At 55.4% G+C, this 17651-nt stretch carries 18 protein-coding genes; 8 read left to right on the top strand and 10 right to left on the bottom strand.

The genetic code is table 11. The annotated features are described in order from the left end of the window. Nucleotides 1-122: 122 nt before the first annotated feature. Nucleotides 123-686 carry a D-glycero-beta-D-manno-heptose 1,7-bisphosphate 7-phosphatase gene (gmhB, locus tag ACW14G_RS18840; RefSeq protein ID WP_249022289.1) on the bottom strand — a complete coding sequence of 188 codons (564 nt, stop codon included), beginning with the start codon at nucleotides 684-686 and terminating at the stop codon, nucleotides 123-125. Between the two features lie 188 nt (nucleotides 687-874). Between gmhB and metN the strand changes: the two genes are divergently transcribed. The 6 genes from metN (at nucleotide 875) to proS (ending at nucleotide 6462) form a co-directional block, all read left to right on the top strand. Continuing rightward, nucleotides 875-1906 carry a methionine ABC transporter ATP-binding protein MetN gene (metN, locus tag ACW14G_RS18835; protein WP_163447306.1) on the top strand — a complete coding sequence of 344 codons (1032 nt, stop codon included), beginning with the start codon at nucleotides 875-877 and terminating at the stop codon, nucleotides 1904-1906. Then, on the top strand, nucleotides 1899-2552 hold the full coding sequence (locus tag ACW14G_RS18830; RefSeq protein ID WP_064547618.1) for a methionine ABC transporter permease MetI: 654 nt from the start codon (nucleotides 1899-1901) through the stop codon (nucleotides 2550-2552). The genes metN and ACW14G_RS18830 overlap by 8 nt, the downstream gene beginning before the upstream one ends. A 40-nt stretch (nucleotides 2553-2592) precedes the next feature. Then, a complete protein-coding gene (gene metQ / locus ACW14G_RS18825; protein WP_163447304.1) occupies nucleotides 2593-3408 on the top strand; it encodes a methionine ABC transporter substrate-binding lipoprotein MetQ in 816 nt (271 codons plus the stop codon). A gap of 110 nt (nucleotides 3409-3518) precedes the next feature. Beyond that, nucleotides 3519-3923, top strand: a complete 405-nt coding sequence (gene rcsF, locus ACW14G_RS18820; RefSeq protein WP_064547614.1) for an Rcs stress response system protein RcsF — start codon at nucleotides 3519-3521, stop codon at nucleotides 3921-3923. Continuing rightward, a complete protein-coding gene (tsaA, locus tag ACW14G_RS18815; protein ID WP_455648721.1) occupies nucleotides 3923-4630 on the top strand; it encodes a tRNA (N6-threonylcarbamoyladenosine(37)-N6)-methyltransferase TrmO in 708 nt (235 codons plus the stop codon). Before rcsF ends, tsaA begins: the two co-directional genes overlap by 1 nt. Nucleotides 4631-4743: 113 nt before the next feature. Then, the gene (gene proS, locus ACW14G_RS18810; RefSeq protein ID WP_249022290.1) at nucleotides 4744-6462 is read left to right on the top strand and encodes a proline--tRNA ligase; all 1719 of its coding nucleotides are present in this window, start codon (nucleotides 4744-4746) and stop codon (nucleotides 6460-6462) included. Between the two features lie 105 nt (nucleotides 6463-6567). On the opposite strand, the gene nlpE is transcribed toward proS, so the two are convergent. Genes nlpE through ACW14G_RS18795 form a run of 3 tightly spaced genes read right to left on the bottom strand, consistent with a single transcriptional unit; the run spans nucleotide 6568 to nucleotide 8255 of the window. Beyond that, on the bottom strand, nucleotides 6568-7263 hold the full coding sequence (gene nlpE, locus ACW14G_RS18805; protein WP_167576697.1) for an envelope stress response activation lipoprotein NlpE: 696 nt from the start codon (nucleotides 7261-7263) through the stop codon (nucleotides 6568-6570). 36 nt (nucleotides 7264-7299) lie between these two features. Continuing rightward, nucleotides 7300-7713 carry an alternative ribosome rescue aminoacyl-tRNA hydrolase ArfB gene (gene arfB / locus ACW14G_RS18800; protein ID WP_065356570.1) on the bottom strand — a complete coding sequence of 138 codons (414 nt, stop codon included), beginning with the start codon at nucleotides 7711-7713 and terminating at the stop codon, nucleotides 7300-7302. Next, entirely contained in the window at nucleotides 7710-8255 is a 546-nt protein-coding gene (locus tag ACW14G_RS18795) for a YaeQ family protein (RefSeq protein WP_163447296.1), read from the bottom strand. Before ACW14G_RS18795 ends, arfB begins: the two co-directional genes overlap by 4 nt. A 166-nt stretch (nucleotides 8256-8421) precedes the next feature. Between ACW14G_RS18795 and ACW14G_RS18790 the strand changes: the two genes are divergently transcribed. Both ACW14G_RS18790 and rof read left to right on the top strand, forming a co-directional pair. Continuing rightward, nucleotides 8422-8622 carry a YaeP family protein gene (locus tag ACW14G_RS18790; RefSeq protein ID WP_064547602.1) on the top strand — a complete coding sequence of 67 codons (201 nt, stop codon included), beginning with the start codon at nucleotides 8422-8424 and terminating at the stop codon, nucleotides 8620-8622. Next, nucleotides 8609-8869, top strand: coding sequence for a Rho-binding antiterminator (gene rof, locus ACW14G_RS18785; protein ID WP_163447294.1), 261 nt, complete (start codon nucleotides 8609-8611; stop codon nucleotides 8867-8869). The genes ACW14G_RS18790 and rof overlap by 14 nt, the downstream gene beginning before the upstream one ends. 16 nt (nucleotides 8870-8885) lie before the next feature. Here rof and tilS read toward each other — a convergent pair whose 3' ends face one another. The 6 genes from tilS to dnaE all read right to left on the bottom strand — a co-directional run. Then, complete coding sequence (gene tilS, locus ACW14G_RS18780; RefSeq protein ID WP_249022291.1) at nucleotides 8886-10193, bottom strand: tRNA lysidine(34) synthetase TilS; 1308 nt, start codon at nucleotides 10191-10193, stop codon at nucleotides 8886-8888. Nucleotides 10194-10249: 56 nt separating this feature from the next. Further along, nucleotides 10250-10639 (bottom strand): VOC family protein, encoded by a 390-nt coding sequence (locus ACW14G_RS18775; RefSeq protein WP_249022292.1) that lies wholly within the window; start codon nucleotides 10637-10639, stop codon nucleotides 10250-10252. 62 nt (nucleotides 10640-10701) lie between these two features. Next, on the bottom strand, nucleotides 10702-12840 hold the full coding sequence (locus ACW14G_RS18770) for a lysine decarboxylase LdcC (protein ID WP_455648720.1): 2139 nt from the start codon (nucleotides 12838-12840) through the stop codon (nucleotides 10702-10704). A gap of 77 nt (nucleotides 12841-12917) precedes the next feature. After that, nucleotides 12918-14687, bottom strand: a complete 1770-nt coding sequence (locus tag ACW14G_RS18765; protein WP_223803276.1) for a chitinase — start codon at nucleotides 14685-14687, stop codon at nucleotides 12918-12920. Nucleotides 14688-14867: 180 nt separating this feature from the next. Further along, the gene (gene accA / locus ACW14G_RS18760) at nucleotides 14868-15827 is read right to left on the bottom strand and encodes an acetyl-CoA carboxylase carboxyl transferase subunit alpha (RefSeq protein ID WP_163447286.1); all 960 of its coding nucleotides are present in this window, start codon (nucleotides 15825-15827) and stop codon (nucleotides 14868-14870) included. Nucleotides 15828-15839: 12 nt separating this feature from the next. Next, on the bottom strand, nucleotides 15840-17651 hold a 1812-nt coding region (gene dnaE / locus ACW14G_RS18755; protein ID WP_455648719.1), incomplete at its 5' end, for a DNA polymerase III subunit alpha.

Genomic DNA, 17651 nt, shown 5'->3' with positions numbered 1-17651 from the left:
CCCGGCGGCTTGTTTGCCGTTGTTCCGTGTCAGTGGGAGCGCATTATAGGGAGTTATTTCTGGCTGACAAGAGGGAAAATGCATTTTTCTTTCAACCGCTCACCTTTTCGCCTTTTCGTCGATTATTTCTGCTTTTTGATGGCCGCAGGCAGGTCTGCCAGGCTATTAATCACCCAATCCGCCGCTTTCTCCGCTTCTTCCGTCACCGGCTTACCGGTGCGCACCAGCACTTTTGTACCGACATTCGCCGCTGCGGCTGCCAGCATGTCTTCAATTTTATCGCCAACCATATAAGAAGAAGCCATATCAATGTGCAGATATTCCTGCGCCGACTTCAACATACCTGGATGCGGTTTGCGACAGTCGCATACCTGACGATACTCTTCTACCGTTCCCTGCGGGTGGTGCGGACAATAGTAGATACCATCGAGATCGACACCACGGTCGGCCAGCGACCAGTCCATCCATTCCGTCAGCGTTTCAAACTGCGCTTCAGTAAACTTCCCGCGAGCAATACCCGATTGGTTAGTCACCAACACCAGGGCATAGCCCATTTCTTTTAATTCACGCATCACGTCAATGACGCCATCGATAAACTCAAACTCATCTATTTCATGAACGTAGCCATGATCGACATTAATCGTGCCATCACGATCGAGAAAAATAGCGGGTACGGACTTTGCCACCGTGTTGCTCCTGAATAAGGCATGTGCCCTTAGTATCGCATGTTTCGCCAGGCAAGAAAGCGTCGATCGCATAAATCAGATTGATTTAGACGTCTAGATGCCTTAACATCCGTTTTGTTGACGGTCATCGCCCGTCCAGGGCAGAAGAAAATGCCGCGGATAACTCCTAACTGATAATAAAAAATCTAATGATTAAACTTTCGAATATCACCAAGGTGTTCCAGCAGGGCCACCGTACGATTCAGGCACTAAACAACGTTAGCCTGCACGTACCTGCGGGACAAATTTACGGCGTCATTGGCGCATCCGGCGCAGGTAAAAGTACGCTAATTCGTTGCGTTAACCTGCTTGAACGCCCGACCGAAGGCAGCGTTCAGGTCGGCGGCCAGGAACTGACTTCATTATCTGAGTCGGCACTGACCAAAGCACGCCGCCAGATTGGCATGATCTTCCAGCACTTTAACCTGCTCTCATCTCGCACGGTATTTGGCAACGTCGCGCTGCCTCTGGAACTCGACAATACGCCAAAAGAAGAAATCAAGCGCCGGGTCACCGAGCTGCTGGATCTCGTCGGTCTGGGCGATAAGCACGACAGCTATCCGGCAAACCTGTCCGGCGGACAGAAACAGCGCGTGGCGATTGCCCGTGCTCTGGCCAGCAACCCCAAGGTGTTGCTGTGTGATGAAGCCACCAGCGCGCTGGATCCGGCTACCACGCGTTCTATTCTCGAACTGCTGAAAGACATTAACCGTCGTCTGGGCCTGACTATTCTGCTTATCACCCACGAAATGGATGTTGTTAAGCGTATCTGTGACTGCGTCGCCGTGATTAGCAACGGTGAGCTGATCGAACAGGATACGGTGAGTGAAGTCTTCTCTCATCCGAAAACGCCGCTGGCGCAGCAGTTCATTCAGTCCACACTGCATCTGGATATTCCAGAAGACTACCTGGCACGTCTGAAAGACACTCAGTCCGCTGATAGCGTTCCCATGCTACGCATGGAGTTTACCGGTCATTCGGTAGACGCCCCGCTGCTGTCAGAAACCGCGCGTCGCTTTAACGTGAATAACAACATTATTAGCGCGCAGATGGATTACGCGGGCGGCGTGAAGTTCGGCATCATGCTGACCGAAATGCACGGTACACCTGAAGATACGCAAGCGGCCATCGCCTGGCTGCAGCAACACCATGTAAAAGTAGAGGTATTGGGTTATGTCTGAGGCCATGATGTGGTTACTGGCGCGCGGCGTCTGGGAAACGCTGGCCATGACGTTTGTGTCAGGCTTTTTCGGTTTCGTGATTGGTTTGCCGGTTGGCGTGCTGCTTTATACGACACGTCCGGGACAAATCATTGAGAACGGCAAGCTTTACCGCATTCTCTCTGCGCTGGTGAATATCTTCCGTTCCATTCCGTTCATTATCCTGCTGGTGTGGATGATTCCATTTACCCGCGTGATTGTGGGCACCTCCATTGGTCTGCAGGCGGCGATTGTTCCGTTGACCGTGGGCGCCGCGCCGTTTATCGCCCGTATGGTGGAAAACGCCCTGCTGGAGATCCCGACCGGGCTGATTGAAGCTTCCCGCGCAATGGGCGCAACGCCGATGCAAATCATCCGTAAAGTTCTGCTGCCGGAAGCCCTCCCGGGCCTGGTGAATGCGGCAACCATTACGCTGATTACGCTGGTTGGTTACTCCGCGATGGGCGGTGCCGTGGGCGCTGGCGGCCTGGGCCAGATTGGCTATCAGTACGGCTACATTGGTTATAATGCTGTCGTGATGAATACAGTGCTGGTATTGCTGGTCGTTCTGGTTTATTTAATTCAACTATCTGGCGATCGTATCGTCCGGGCAGTGACTCATAAATAGCGTTACACACAACACAACTTAAAAGTTTAAGGAAATAAGCATGGCGTTCAATTTTAAAACCTTTGCGGCAGTTGGGGCCCTGATTGGTTCTCTGGCACTTGTTGGTTGCGGCCAGGACGAGAAAGATCCAAACCACATCAAAGTCGGCGTGATCGTCGGCGCAGAACAGCAGGTTGCTGAAGTTGCACAGAAAGTAGCAAAAGAGAAATACGGTCTGGACGTTGAGCTGGTTACCTTCAACGATTACGTACTGCCGAACGAAGCGCTGAGCAAAGGCGACATTGACGCCAACGCCTTCCAGCACAAACCGTACCTCGATCAGCAGATCAAAGACCGTGGTTACAAACTGGTATCCGTGGGTAATACCTTCGTTTACCCGATTGCTGGCTACTCGAAGAAAATCAAATCTCTGGATGAACTGAAAGCGGGCGACCAGATTGCCGTGCCTAACGATCCAACTAACCTGGGCCGTACTCTGTTGCTGCTGCAGGCACAGGGGCTTATCAAACTGAAAGACGGCGTTGGCCTGCTGCCGACTTCTCTGGATATCGTAGAGAACCCAAAAAATCTGAAGATTGTTGAACTGGAAGCTCCGCAGCTGCCGCGCTCACTGGACGATGCGCAGATTGCGCTGGCCGTCATTAACACCACCTACGCCAGCCAGATCAACCTGACCCCGGCGAAAGACGGTATCTTCGTGGAAGGTAAAGAGTCTCCGTATGTGAACCTGATTGTCACTCGCGAAGACAACAAAGACGCGGAAAACGTGAAGAAATTCGTTCAGGCTTACCAGTCTGACGAAGTTTACGAAGCGGCGAACAAAATCTTCAACGGCGGCGCTGTTAAAGGCTGGTAATTGTCTTACCGCTAAGCAGTATCTTTCAAGACGGGCGCATGCCCGTCTTGTCATTTATGCAAGCACCTGATTCAATAGCCCCCTGGTCTACCCTTTATAGAGGAATTACTATGCGTGCTTTACCGGTCTGTTTATTAGCGCTCCTGTTAGGCGGCTGCTCCATGCTAAACAGATCTCCCGTTGAACCCGTTCAAAGCACTGCGACCCCCGTCAAAACGGAGACCGCGAAACCGAAGGCGCCACGCGCAACGCCGGTACGAATTATTACCAACGCTGAAGATCTGGTCGGTAAGCCGTTCCGCGATCTGGGCGAGGTGTCGGGCGAATCTTGCCAGGCTACCAATCAGGATTCACCGCCGAATATCCCAACCGCGCGCAAACGCATGCAAATTAACGCGTCGAAAATGAAAGCGAACGCAGTACTGCTGCACAGCTGTGAAGTGACGAGCGGCACGCCGGGCTGCTACCGTCAGGCGGTCTGCGTCGGGTCTGCGCTCAACGTTTCCGCGAAGTAATGAGCACCTTCTCATTCGCGCAAATCGGCGTTATTCGCTCTCCTTATAAAGAGAAGTTTGCCGTGCCTCGCCAGCCGGGGCTGGTTAAAAGCTGTAGCGGCGAGCTGCATCTGGTCGCCCCCTACAACCAGGCCGACGCAGTGCGCGGTCTGGAGGCTTTCAGCCATTTGTGGGTGTTGTTTGTCTTCCATCAAACGATGGAAGGCGGCTGGCGCCCCACCGTTCGCCCTCCTCGTCTGGGCGGCAACGCGAGAATGGGCGTGTTTGCAACTCGCTCGACCTTCCGCCCTAACCCAATTGGGATGTCGTTGGTCGAACTGCGTGGTATCCGCTGCCATAAAGAACAGGTGATTCTTGAACTTGGCGGGCTTGACCTCGTCGATGGCACGCCGGTGGTAGATATTAAACCGTATCTGCCCTTTGCCGAATCGCTGCCGGAAGCGCGCGCTAGCTATGCGCAGGACGCGCCACAGGCCGATATTAACGTCACCTTCAGCGAGGAAATCGCCCAGCAGTTGCTCGGGCTGGAAAAACGTTACCCGCGCCTTCGTCAGTTTATTGCCGAAGTGCTGGCGCAGGATCCGCGTCCTGCCTACCGTAAAAATGAGGAAGAAGGCAAAACCTACGCCGTCTGGCTGCTGGACTTTAACGTCCGCTGGCGCGTAACGCCGTCAGGATTTGAGGTCTTTGCTCTGGAAGCCCGCTAATTTGCGTCGCGTACTCTTTTGACATCCCTTTCTCGCTGGTAAACTAAACCACTTTTGTTTTGTGCCAGGCTCGTTTTGAGCCTGTTCGATCGTTCAACTGGAACCGTAACAACATGCGTACTAGCCAATACCTGCTCTCCACTCTGAAGGAGACACCTGCCGACGCCGAGGTTATCAGCCATCAGCTGATGCTGCGCGCCGGGATGATCCGCAAGCTGGCCTCCGGGTTATACACCTGGCTGCCGACCGGCGTGCGCGTCCTGAAAAAAGTCGAAAACATCGTGCGTGAAGAGATGAACAACGCCGGTGCGATCGAGGTGTTAATGCCGGTAGTTCAGCCTTCCGAACTGTGGGAAGAGAGTGGCCGTTGGGAACAGTATGGTCCGGAACTGCTGCGTATTGCTGACCGTGGCGATCGTCCGTTCGTCCTCGGCCCGACGCACGAAGAAGTGATCACCGACCTGATTCGTAACGAGCTGAGCTCTTACAAACAGCTGCCGCTGAACTTCTATCAGATCCAGACCAAATTCCGTGACGAAGTCCGTCCACGTTTTGGCGTGATGCGCTCCCGTGAGTTCCTGATGAAAGACGCCTACTCTTTCCATACTTCTCAGGAATCTCTGCAAGAGACTTACGACGCGATGTACGCGGCATACAGCAAAATCTTCAGCCGCATGGGCCTGGATTTCCGTGCTGTACAGGCTGACACCGGTTCTATCGGCGGTAGTGCCTCCCATGAATTCCAGGTGCTGGCGCAGAGCGGCGAAGATGATGTGATCTTCTCTGACTCTTCCGACTACGCGGCAAACATCGAGTTCGCAGAAGCGCTGGCGCCGAAAGAGCCGCGCGCGGCAGCAACCCAGGAAATGACGCTGGTCGATACGCCAAACGCCAAAACCATCGCCGAGCTGGTTGAGCAGTTCAACCTGCCAATCGAGAAAACCGTGAAAACGTTGCTGGTTAAAGCGGTAGAAGGCAGCAAGTCTCCGCTGGTTGCGCTGCTGGTTCGCGGCGATCACGAGCTGAACGAAGTGAAAGCGGAAAAACTGCCGCAGGTTGCCAGCCCGCTGACCTTCGCTACCGAAGAAGAAATTCGTGCGCTGGTGAACGCTGGCCCTGGTTCTCTGGGCCCGGTCAACCTGCCGATTCCGACCGTTATCGACCGTACCGTTGCCGTGATGAGCGATTTCGCCGCGGGTGCCAACATCGATGGTAAGCACTACTTCGGCATCAACTGGGATCGCGACGTTGCCACCCCAGAAGTGGCTGATATCCGTAACGTGGTCGCTGGCGATCCGAGCCCGGATGGCAAAGGCACGCTGATGATTAAGCGCGGCATCGAAGTGGGCCACATCTTCCAGTTGGGTACCAAGTACTCAGAAGCGATGAAAGCCTCCGTACAGGGCGAAGATGGCCGTAACCAGATCCTGACCATGGGCTGCTACGGTATCGGGGTGACTCGCGTCGTGGCTGCGGCGATTGAGCAGAACTTTGACGACCGCGGCATCGTATGGCCAGACGCCATCGCGCCGTTCCAGGTAGCGATTCTGCCGATGAACATGCACAAATCCTACCGCGTGCAGGAACTGGCGGAGAAGCTGTACGCTGAACTGCGTGCGCAGGGTATCGAAGTGCTGATGGACGACCGTAAAGAGCGTCCGGGCGTGATGTTTGCCGATATGGAACTGATCGGTATTCCGCACACCATCGTGCTGGGCGACCGTAACCTCGACAACGACGATATCGAATACAAATACCGTCGTAACGGCGAGAAGCAGCTGATTAAAACCGGCGACATCGTCGATTACCTGGTGAAAGCCATTAAAGGCTAATCGCGAACCCCGGCTGAGCGAAGCGACGCCGGGAATTCCCGGATAACCTTTGCCGGATCATCCGGCAAAAAAAACGAAGGCCTCGCATGATGCGAGGCCTTTTTATTAGTTGCCGCAATCCTTACCTGGCACAAACTTCGCGCCTTTATCGGTCGCCAAAGTCTTCACCATCGCGCCGGTATCCGGATTAGCCTCAACGGTAAAGTGCCCTTCGACCACCAGCAGAATCGGTTTGTTCTCGCCGCCTTTTGCAGCCGCATAATCGCGCTCCAGTTGGGCGTTATTCACGACCGCCACGCGCTGCCCGGTAGCACAGTCGGTAAAGGTGGCCGCGTCTGCCATGTAGAAATACATCCCGCGCATTGCCATCGGCGTGGTTGGCAGGCTTGCTTTAACCGGTTCCAGCGTATAGTTCAGCGTCGATTCGATGGGGTTACCCTCGCGGTCAAGCATCTCCAGCTTGTCACCCTTCGCCCGGTAGTAAGACTTCTCCCCCTGGCTGTCGGTCAACACCAGCTTATCGGCGGTGCGCGCCCAGGTACCGTACGAGCCAAACGATGACGGCTCACGACTGACGCCCTGATAGCGCTCGTTCATCACCCAGGTACCGTCCTTCTCGAGGAACAATGAGGTCTCAATGCCTTCGCAATCTGCGCACGGCAGAACACCGCGCCAGCTTTGCTGCATAGGGGTTAATTCTGCTGGCTGCGTCGGCTTGACGGTGGTCACTTCAGAATGGTTGCATCCGAATAACCCAAACAGCATCCCCGTGGCCGCAATGGCCAATATCGCTTTTTTCACCCTCAATTCCTTATACTTATTACATCCACGTCCGGCTTAATAGCGAACTTTCCCGCGCATGGACTTCACTGAAGATTTCTGCGCTTTTGAATTCAGCCGCCGCTCTTTCGACGCGCGGGTTGGGCGCGTAGGGCGTCGGCTTTTTTGTTCTGTCGTTAACGTCTGGATCACCGCCACCAGCCTGGCAATCGCCGCTTCGCGATTCATCTCCTGGCTACGGTATTCCTGCGCCTTAATGATAATCACACCGTCAGCAGAAATTAAGTGGTGGCTGGCGGCGAGCAGGCGCTCTTTATAATACTCCGGCAGGCTGGAGGCGCGAATGTCAAAACGCAGGTGAATCGCCGTGGAGGTCTTATTCACATGCTGCCCGCCCGCGCCCTGCGCCCGGATGGCGGTAATCGTCAGTTCATCATCCGGGATGCTCACCTGCCGGGAAAGCGTAATCATGCCCGCGTCTGCCACGGCGTCAGGTGAATTTCCAGATTATTCTGAGCATCCGATAACCAGATTGCCCCTTCCTGAATCGTCGCTTGCAGCGTCATCGTGCGCTCGGCAAACGCGCTGAGCTTCGCCAGCTGTTCATCGTCAAGATACCAGATACTCAGGTTTTTAAAGCCCGCCATTTTGCTCTGGTTCTGCTGCCACCAAATCTCCGCAGCACGACTATTATAGGTGAACAGCGCCACCTCCTGCGCCAGGCTACAGGCTTTTTTGATCCGCCGCTCATCCGGCAGCCCCAGCTCAATCCACAGATCGATACCCAAATGATCGTTGCGCAGCCACACCTCCGGCTCGTCGTCCGAAGAGAGGCCGCGGGTAAACTGCAGACGTTCGTCAGCATACTTAATCCACGCCAGCAGACGCAGCATCATGCGCTCCTGGGTTTCGGATGGGTGGCGCGCGAGGGTTAACGACGCGTCCAGAAACTGGCTACGGTCGAGATCGGCGACGTTGACCACTGCTTTATAAATCGTTGCTTTCAGCGCCATGGCTAAACTCCTGAAAAAAATGGTGGTCATTGTAACGAAATCAGCGCCAAAAGGCCCGTCTGCCGCCGCTCATCCCGCTGATAATGCTTAAATGAGTGTGATATAGTCACCTTGCTAAACAGAGATTATCTTCATAGGCTTAATTGAAGCGCTGACAGGAGGGCATGTGGGCAACTATTGTGAGTTGATTCGCCAACGCTACGCGGAAATCGCGAGCGGTGATTTAGGGTATATCCCGGATGCGCTAGGCTGTGTACTGAAAGTTTTGAACGAAGTTGCGGCGGATGACGCCATTTCTGAGTCAGTCAGGGAAAAAGCCGCGTATGCGGCGGCAAACTTACTGGTGAGCGATTATGTCAATGAATGATACTTATCAACCCATCAACTGTGATGACTATGACAATCTTGAGCTTGCCTGCCAGCACCACCTCGTCCTCTCTCTGGAGCTGAAAGACGGCGAAGTGCTGCAAGCCAAAGCTCACGACCTGTTATCACGCAAGAACGTGGAATATCTGGTTGTCGACAGCGCGGGCGATCTGCGCGAGCTGCGTCTTGATCGGATAACCAGCTTCAGCCACCCGCAAATCGGCACCGTGGTGGTCAGTGAATCATAATTAAGAAACGGGCAGCTTAGCTGCCCGTTTTCTGCCAGCTAAGTTGTACGCCTTCTCCCGTTTCACACAACCCCTCTCGCGTCACAAATCGTCCTGCGGCGGCCATTAGCGTATCGCCGTAAAACAGCAGCGGTGTGGTATCACGCAGCCAGGGGGGCACGCCCAGCTCCTGCCAGATTTTCTTCAGCTTGCGTCCGCCGTGACGGCCTACGATATGCAGCATCCCCGGCGCTTTAAAACGAATCGTAACCGGTTCGCCGGCATGCGGTGGACGAATATCGCCGCCCGGCGACAAAAAGACCTGCCCAAGACCGTCCGGTAATACCAGCGGCGCGCGTAAATTTTGCCACACGATTTCGCTATCCGTTTGCCCTGGCAGCGCTTTGACCCACCACAAACGTTGCTGAAAGCGACGAACGTCAAAATCGCCGAGATGCAGGCACGGCGAGGCATCTTCACGCGCAAGTGCCACCTCCTGCCACAGCCGAGTCAGCATTTCCCGCGACGGCATCGTTGCCCCCAGCCCGGCCAACCAGCGGCGCAGCAGCGCGGCGCGTTTCGGCCCACTCATGCTGACCAGAGGGTCAATCGCCAGCGAGCCGTTTTCGTCAAGCAGCCGCGACAGCTCGTCGGCCAGCAGCTCATCCAGCAGCTGTTCCTGCTCCCCGCACAGCGCCGCGCTGCGCGCTGCCGCTTCGGCAAAGTGCGGCCAGCGGGCATTCAGCAGCGGCAAGACGCGTAGACGCAGGAAGTTGCGGTCGTAGGCGTCGTCCTGATTGCTCTCATCTTCAATCCAGCGCAGTCCGTAACGCTGTGCCCACAGCAGCAGCGTGGCGCGAGTTTCATGCAACAAAGGGCGGATCAGCTGTGTATCGGCAAACGTCGCGCTCACCGGCATCGCCGATAGTCCGGCAGGCCCACTACCGCGCTTAAGCGCCAGCAGCAACGTCTCGCTCTGGTCATCGAGGTGCTGCGCCGTCAGCAGTACTTCTCCGGGCAACAGCGCTTCACGGAAAGCCTGATAGCGCGCCGCTCGGGCCTCGGCTTCGAGCCCTGCGCCACTCTGCCTCAGCGTGACGCGTTCGACCACCAGCGGTACCTGCCACTCTGCGCACAGCTGCTGGCAGTGCTCAACCCAGCTGTCGGCATTCTGGCTGATGCCATGATGAATGTGGATAGCCCGTAGGGAAATGCCCGGCTCCTGTCGCCGCCAGCAAACCAGTTGATGCAACAGCACCGTCGAGTCGAGACCGCCGCTGAACGCGACCAGAAACTGGCGATGCGGAGAGAGTTGCTGCACAAGGGAAGAAGGCGTCATTGTCATATCATCGTAAAAGTATCGCCCGGCACGTTACCGGGCCGGGCGGCTGATGACAAGCCTTACTGCTGGTAAAGCTCCAGCGGCAGGCCGTCAGGATCGTTGAAAAAGGTGAATCGCTTGTCGGTGTACGGATCGATGCGAATCGCCTCACAGGCAACGCCGTGGGCTTCCAGATGCGCCACAGCGGCATCGATATCCTCTACGCTGAACGCCAGGTGGCGCAATCCACACGCCTCCGGGCGACTTGGGCGCTCGGGGGGAAACGGGAAGGAAAACAGTTCAATCACATACTGGCCATTCAGCGCCAGGTCACCTTTCCACGAATCGCGCGCGTCACGATAGACCTCGCTTTGCAGCGTAAAGCCAAGGATGTCGCAGTAGAAGGCCTTACTCTTCGCGTAGTCGGTGGCGATGATAGCAATATGGTGAATCTGTTTTAATCCCAGCATGGTTTTACTCCGTTAACCGTTTCTCAGCACGTTACCCGCGCAGGACGTTATCATGCAAGCCCTCAGCCGTTTTTTAGGACTCTAACGCGGTAGACGCCGTTTTCATCGCGTTTTGCACCGTGGATATCGGTTTCAAAGCCCGGATAATGTCGTCCAATGGAGCAAAGCATCAGCAGGAAATCGAGCACGGAACGGCTCTCCTCGGTGATCATTTCCCCCGGCATCAGCAGCGGCACGCCCGGTGGATACGGCAGAATCATGTTCGCCGAAACGCGCCCAACCAGCTCTTCCAGCGCCACCGTTTCCACCTCGCCTTTAATTTGTTGTTGCCATGCGCGATGTGGCGTCAGCTTCATCTCCGGCAGCACGTCAAAAGCCCGCAGCATCAATCGCGGAAGATCGTGCTGGCGAATCAGGCGGTGGATCCCTTGCGCCAGATCCTGAATGCGCATATGGCGGTAGAAGTCAGGATCCTCCACATAGAGATCCGGCAGCATGTTCTTCACCCGTAGGTTCAAATCGTAGGCGCGCTTAAACTCCGTGAGCCCACGCAGCAGCCCCATCGCTCGGGTTTTATCAATACCGATGCTGAACAAGAACAACAGGTTATACGGCCCGGTTTTCTCCACCACTACACCATGCTCGTCGAGGTATTTTGCCACCAGCGCCGCCGGGATCCCTTCGTCGCTCATATTGCCCTGCTCGTCCATGCCTGGCGTGAGGATCGTCACCTTCACCGGATCGAGGAACATATGATCGGTATCGGCGTCGCTGAAACCGTGCCAGTCCTCTCCTGGCGACACCGGCCAGCACTCAGCTTCATCAATCTCTTCCGGCTGCCAGATATCAAAGAACCAGCTGTCCGACTCTTCTCGTAGCCGCTGTACCTCTTTACGGAAGTGCAGCGCGCGTTCGACCGAGCGATTGATCAGTCGACGTCCGGGATTACCGCGCAGCATGGCCGCGGCGGTCTCGATTGACGCCACGATCGGATAGCTCGGTGACGTCGAGGTGTGCATCATAAAGGCTTCGTTGAAGGTGTCTTCATCATAGTCGCCCTTAATGTGGATTAATGATGCCTGCGACAGCGCCGCCAGCATCTTGTGGGTCGACTGAGTTTCAAAGAACACTTTTCCCGGCACGCGCTCGCCGCTCATGCCGCTTTTCCCCTGGTAAATGGGGTGGAAGTGGGTATAGGGCACCCAGGCGGAATCAAAGTGAATCGACGGAACATCGAGCGTCTGTTTAATCCAGTTGGTGTTATACAGCAGGCCGTCATAGGTGGAGTTAGTGATCACCGCATGCACCGGCCACTGCGCACCGTCGGTGGCATCCACCTTCCGCTGGAGGCTGTCGCGAGTAAACTCCCGTTTCGGGATCCCGCCGAGAATACCCAGCGCGTTACGCGTCGGCTTGAGCCACAGCGGCACAACATCGCTCATCATCAGCAGGTGCGCCAACGACTTATGGCAGTTGCGGTCAATCAGTAACGTGCTGCCGCCAGGCGCCGCATACATACCAATAATTTTATTCGAGGTAGAGGTGCCATTAGTCACCATATAGCTCTGCTCGGCGCCAAAGGTGCGGGCGATATACTCTTCAGCCTCAAGATGCGGGCCGCTATGGTCAAGTAACGACCCCAGTTCAGTCACCGAAATAGACACATCGGCCTTTAGCGTATTGGCCCCGAAGAAATCATAAAACAGGCAGCCTACCGGGCTTTTCTGATAGGCCGTACCGCCCATATGCCCCGGCGTACAAAAGGTATACTTTCCCTCATTCACATAGGTAAATAACGCTTTGGTGAACGGCGGCGTAATGTTATCGAGGTATTCATCTGTGTATTGGCGGATGCGAGTTGCAATATCGCTGGCCTGCCCCAACGCATACTCGAAAAACCACAGCGCCATGCGCATGTCATGCGCGCTGACGTCCATCGTCGAGTGGTTATTGATAAAAGCGTAAAGCGGCAGATATTCATTGAGTTGGTTTATCTCTCCGCAGAGATCGACGCTGTATTCGTCCCAGTCAAAAATAACCCCGCAGATGCGCGGGTTGTGCTCGATAAACTTCAGCAGGTCGGCACTGTTTTGCGGCCAGATAATTTTGAAGCCCTGCGCCTGTAGCGCACTCTCCAGTTCCTTGATTGGCTCGTCTTTGTAATAGACGCCGTGCGGGCCCATAATCGCGATGATATTCATGCTTCCCTCCTGGACAATCCAGGTAAAAGCATAACAGCAATCATGCCAGCGCACCGCACTGGCATGATTTCTTCATTTTACAGCGCTTTCCACGCATCGCCCCATGCTAAACCGGCACCCGGCTCGTAGTAGGTCGGCGCATTGTTGCACCACGCGCCTTCCGGCAGCGGTTTACACTGATAGAGCGCACCGTGGTTATTCACGATCTCGCCCGCCTTCCAGGTCTGGGTTGCGCTCCAGGCTGGGTAATCAGTCGTCTTACCCTCATCCCCTTCCGCAGCTTTCGCCTTCACGTTCAGGGTGTAGGTCGTGGTGCTGGACAGGCTACCGTCGCTCACCGTCAGGCTAACCACATACTGCGCATCCTGATCCTTAACCGGTGCGGCAAAGGTGACGACCGATTTATCCTGACCGCTTAACGTCTGCCCATCCTGCGACATCCAGGTATAGCTGAGCTTATCACCGTTGGCGTCGCTGGAGCCTTCCGCGCTTAACGAAACCTGGCTGCCTGCATCCACCGCGCCAACCGGCCCGGCGATACGCGCCACCGGAGCGACGTTAGCGGCAGGAGCCGGTGTGGTATCGTCGGTGGTGTCAGACGGTTCATCGGCCTGGCCGCTGTCATCAACGATATTCACGTTAAAGTGCTTCTGCACGCACTTCGCATAGTCACCTTCTTTAAAGGCGCTGTACGGCGTCTGATAGCCCACTAATTGACAGGCGTTGGTTTTACCATCGGCGGTTTCCGCGCTCCATCCCCAATCCATTTCCCAGTAGATCGGCAGAGCCCCAGCGCCACCTTCATCAAACTGCTTCATCTTTTTACAACCGAGGACTTCATCGTCAGCAATCGGCACTTTCAGATAGTTAGCAAACTCTTTGTAGTAAGCAATACGGTTCAGCGACTGCGCATTTTCATCCGCACCGCCACACTCTACGCCACCGTTGATAATCTGAATGGTTACGCCAAACCCTTCAACGAGGCCGTTCGCTTTATCATGGTCGTTAGGCTGCCATGTGCCATCGATAACATGCAGCATGGAAGGTTTCGGCGGTTGCGGGTAAACAAAGAAGAAGACGGCGCTGGCCAGGTTCATCCAGGTATCGGCCACCAGCTCCGGTTTGTCCAGCAGCGGGCGCACATCGCCGTCATACATCGCATCAGAGAACGGGCCATAGTTGTAGTTATAGGAAAGCTGCTTGGCCCCGCGACCGAAATAGCTCAGGTAATCACCATCTTTATCCTTCCCGCACGGCCAGGTTTGCCCCTGCCAAATGTTCGGATCACATTCGCCGTTGTAGCCGCCTTTCTGGCCTTCAACCCAGCCCACTTCACGCAGATAAACCAGCGCCTGGCGCCATTCAGGAATATCGCGCCAGCTTTCATGGCCGCCAGTCTCCTGGGCAAAGTGAGCAAACATCGTAGCCAACGATTTCCGACAAATCGCATCGCTGTCGCGCCCATCGGTATAAGTGCCGCAAACGGCAGGAAATTTACCAATCGCTTTCAGAAAATTCGAATAGGTATATTCCGGCGCACGCATGGGAAACAGATAGTCCCAATCTTGCTCGGTCAGGATGCTCTCGACTCGTTTAACGTTTTCCGGGTTTGCCGCCCGGCCCGGTGCGATTTTTTCGACTTCGCTGTTAGCGAGCGTTTTAATGGACGATTTTACCGAGTTCATCAGCGGAAAATCGGTTAACGCTTTTTCTTTTGCCGCAAGATCGCTCGCCTTGATGGTTGTCGCTTCTGTCGCGCTCAGCAACGGCGCCGCATGAGCAGCCCCCAGACTTAACATGATCCCTGCGGCCACGGCGCTTAATGTAACAGTTTTAGATGAAGCCATAGTTGTTCTCCTTTTCTCCTTGTAGGCTGCCCGTAGTGGCTTAATGCCTGGCAGTGGCCTCAGTTTTGCCGCAGGAGCGCCTCATCCACTAATCACATTCCCTCTTTTGCTCATCATCAAATAACACATAAAAAAAGGGCCGGAAAATCCGGCCCTTAGAAAAGAAAGTGAGGTCTGTAATCAGGCGTAACCGTAGCTCATCAGGCGCTGATAGCGACGGTTGAGCAGATCTTCTTTGCTCAGTACGTCGAGATCGGCCAGGTCAGCCAGCAGCTGCGCTTTCAGCGATGCCGCCATGGCTTCCGGATTACGATGGGCGCCGCCCAGCGGTTCTGGAATGATGGAATCAATCAGCTTCAGCTCTTTCAGACGCGGCGCGATGATGCCCATGGCTTCAGCCGCCAGCGGCGCTTTGTCGGCGCTCTTCCACAGAATAGAGGCACAGCCTTCCGGAGAGATAACGGAATAGGTGCTGTACTGCAGCATATTCACTTTATCGCCCACGCCGATCGCCAGCGCGCCGCCGGAGCCGCCTTCGCCGATAACGGTGCAGATGACCGGTACGTTCAGACGAGACATCTCACGCAGGTTACGCGCGATGGCTTCAGACTGGCCACGCTCTTCCGCGCCCACGCCAGGGTATGCGCCCGGGGTGTCGATGAAGGTGATAATCGGCATGTTGAAGCGCTCAGCCATCTCCATCAGACGCAGGGCTTTGCGGTAACCTTCCGGCGCCGGCATGCCGAAGTTACGGCGAATCTTCTCTTTGGTTTCGCGACCTTTCTGGTGACCAATGATCATCACCGGGCGACCGTCCAGACGAGCGATACCGCCGACGATAGCTTTATCGTCGGCATAGGCGCGATCGCCTGCCAGTTCGTCAAATTCATCAAACGCCAGACGGACATAATCCAGGGTGTACGGGCGCTGCGGATGGCGCGCCAGTTGGGCTACCTGCCATGCGCCGAGATCGGCAAAGATTTTGCGCGTCAGTTCTACGCTTTTTTCACGCAGACGATGCACTTCTTCGTCGATATTAATATCCAGTTTCTCATCCTGACGGCTAACCGCAGTCAGAGAATCGATTTTCGCTTCCAGCTCTGCGATCGGCTGTTCAAAATCAAGGAAATTCAGACTCATAGTATTCCTGTATTAGTCAAACTCCAGTTCCACCTGCTCCGAACCGATGAGGCCACGCAGATCGTTAAGTAAACGATCGCTCGGAGAGACACGCCAGGTTGCACCGAAACGCAACCGCGCACGTGCATCCGCCCTCTGATAGTAGAGATGTACTGGAATGGTTCCCGAACGATGGGGTTCCAGAGACTGACGGAGTCGGTTTAAAAGCTGGTCATCAATTTGCCTGTCCGTCAGCGAGATAGCAAGCCCGCGAGCATATTTTTCCCGGGCTTCGTCAATGTCCATCACTTCGCGGGCCATCATTTTAAGGCCGCCGCTGAAGTCATCAAAGCTGACCTGTCCGCTGACGATAAGTATGCGGTCTTTTTCCAGCAATTGCTGGTATTTATCCAGCGCGTCGGTGAACAACATCACCTCCAGACGCCCGGAACGGTCATCCAGCGTACAGATGCCGATACGATTGCCGCGCTTGGTGACCATAACCCGCGCCGCAATCACGAGCCCCGCGGCCGTGGTCACTTTACCACGTTCCGTCGGATGCATGTCTTTGAGTCGATACCCGCCGACATAGCGCTCAATTTCTTTTATATACTGGTTGATCGGGTGCCCCGTCAGGTACAGACCTAACGTTTCGCGCTCCCCATCCAATACCACCTGCTCCGGCCACGGCAGACAGTTGGCATACGATTGTTCTATTTGCTCCGGCTCTTCCGCCAGCACGCCGAACATATCGGCCTGGCCAATGGCTTCGGCTTTCGCGTGCTGATCCGCCGCCTTCAGCGCGTCGCCCAGCGAATTCATCAGCGCGGCGCGGTGCGGGCCAAGGCGGTCGAACGCCCCGGACATAATCAGCTTTTCCAGCACCCGGCGGTTCAGCTTTTTGGTATCGGTACGGGCGCACAGGTCGAACAGCTCACGGAAATAACCGCCGTTATTACGCGCTTCGATGATCGCTTCAATCGGGCCTTCGCCGACGCCCTTAATGGCGCCGATACCATACACGATTTCCCCGTCATGATTCACGTGGAAATGATATAAACCGGAATTGATATCTGGCGGCAATATTTTCAGCCCCATGCGCCAGCATTCATCCACCAGGCCCACCACCTTCTCGGTGTTGTCCATATCGGCGGTCATCACTGCCGCCATAAACTCTGCCGGATAGTGCGCCTTCAGCCACAGCGTCTGGTAAGAGACCAGCGCATAGGCCGCGGAGTGCGATTTGTTAAACCCGTAACCGGCGAATTTTTCCACCAGGTCAAAGATTTTCATCGCCAGTTCGCCGTCGATGCCGTTCTTTTTCGCTCCTTCCTCGAACGCACCGCGCTGCTTGGCCATCTCTTCCGGCTTTTTCTTACCCATTGCACGACGCAGCATATCCGCGCCGCCGAGGGTGTAGCCAGAAAGCACCTGGGCAATCTGCATAACCTGTTCCTGGTACAGGATGATGCCGTAGGTCGGTTCCAGTACGGGTTTCAGGCTTTCGTGCTGCCACTGCACGTCAGGATACGAGATCTCTTCACGTCCGTGCTTACGGTCGATAAAGTTATCTACCATCCCCGATTGCAGCGGGCCCGGACGGAACAGGGCCACCAGCGCGATCATATCTTCGAAGCAGTCAGGCTGCAGGCGTTTAATCAGGTCTTTCATGCCGCGGGATTCAAGCTGGAAGACCGCGGTGGTCTCCGAGCGCTGCAGCATGTCGAAGCTTTTCTTATCGTCGAGCGGGATGGCCGCGATATCCAGCGGCGGCTCGCCGTTGCGCTCGCGGCGGGCGTTGATCATCTCCAGCGCCCAGTTGATGATGGTGAGCGTACGCAGGCC

Source organism: Kluyvera sp. (assembly GCF_965301105.1).
The sequence above is the reverse complement of the archived record's forward strand: the minus strand, read 5'-3'. Positions and strand labels throughout refer to the sequence as shown.

Coding starts and splice junctions, on each gene's coding strand:
- metQ (WP_163447304.1), top strand. CDS start 2,593: ATGGCGTTCAATTTTAAAACCTTTGCGGCAGTTGGGGCCCTGATTGGT.
- ACW14G_RS18765 (WP_223803276.1), bottom strand. CDS start 14,687: ATGGCTTCATCTAAAACTGTTACATTAAGCGCCGTGGCCGCAGGGATC.
- accA (WP_163447286.1), bottom strand. CDS start 15,827: ATGAGTCTGAATTTCCTTGATTTTGAACAGCCGATCGCAGAGCTGGAA.
- arfB (WP_065356570.1), bottom strand. CDS start 7,713: ATGATTACGCTTTCCCGGCAGGTGAGCATCCCGGATGATGAACTGACG.
- proS (WP_249022290.1), top strand. CDS start 4,744: ATGCGTACTAGCCAATACCTGCTCTCCACTCTGAAGGAGACACCTGCC.
- rof (WP_163447294.1), top strand. CDS start 8,609: ATGTCAATGAATGATACTTATCAACCCATCAACTGTGATGACTATGAC.
- metN (WP_163447306.1), top strand. CDS start 875: ATGATTAAACTTTCGAATATCACCAAGGTGTTCCAGCAGGGCCACCGT.
- ACW14G_RS18770 (WP_455648720.1), bottom strand. CDS start 12,840: ATGAATATCATCGCGATTATGGGCCCGCACGGCGTCTATTACAAAGAC.
- rcsF (WP_064547614.1), top strand. CDS start 3,519: ATGCGTGCTTTACCGGTCTGTTTATTAGCGCTCCTGTTAGGCGGCTGC.
- ACW14G_RS18830 (WP_064547618.1), top strand. CDS start 1,899: ATGTCTGAGGCCATGATGTGGTTACTGGCGCGCGGCGTCTGGGAAACG.
- ACW14G_RS18775 (WP_249022292.1), bottom strand. CDS start 10,639: ATGCTGGGATTAAAACAGATTCACCATATTGCTATCATCGCCACCGAC.
- tsaA (WP_455648721.1), top strand. CDS start 3,923: ATGAGCACCTTCTCATTCGCGCAAATCGGCGTTATTCGCTCTCCTTAT.
- ACW14G_RS18795 (WP_163447296.1), bottom strand. CDS start 8,255: ATGGCGCTGAAAGCAACGATTTATAAAGCAGTGGTCAACGTCGCCGAT.
- tilS (WP_249022291.1), bottom strand. CDS start 10,193: ATGACAATGACGCCTTCTTCCCTTGTGCAGCAACTCTCTCCGCATCGC.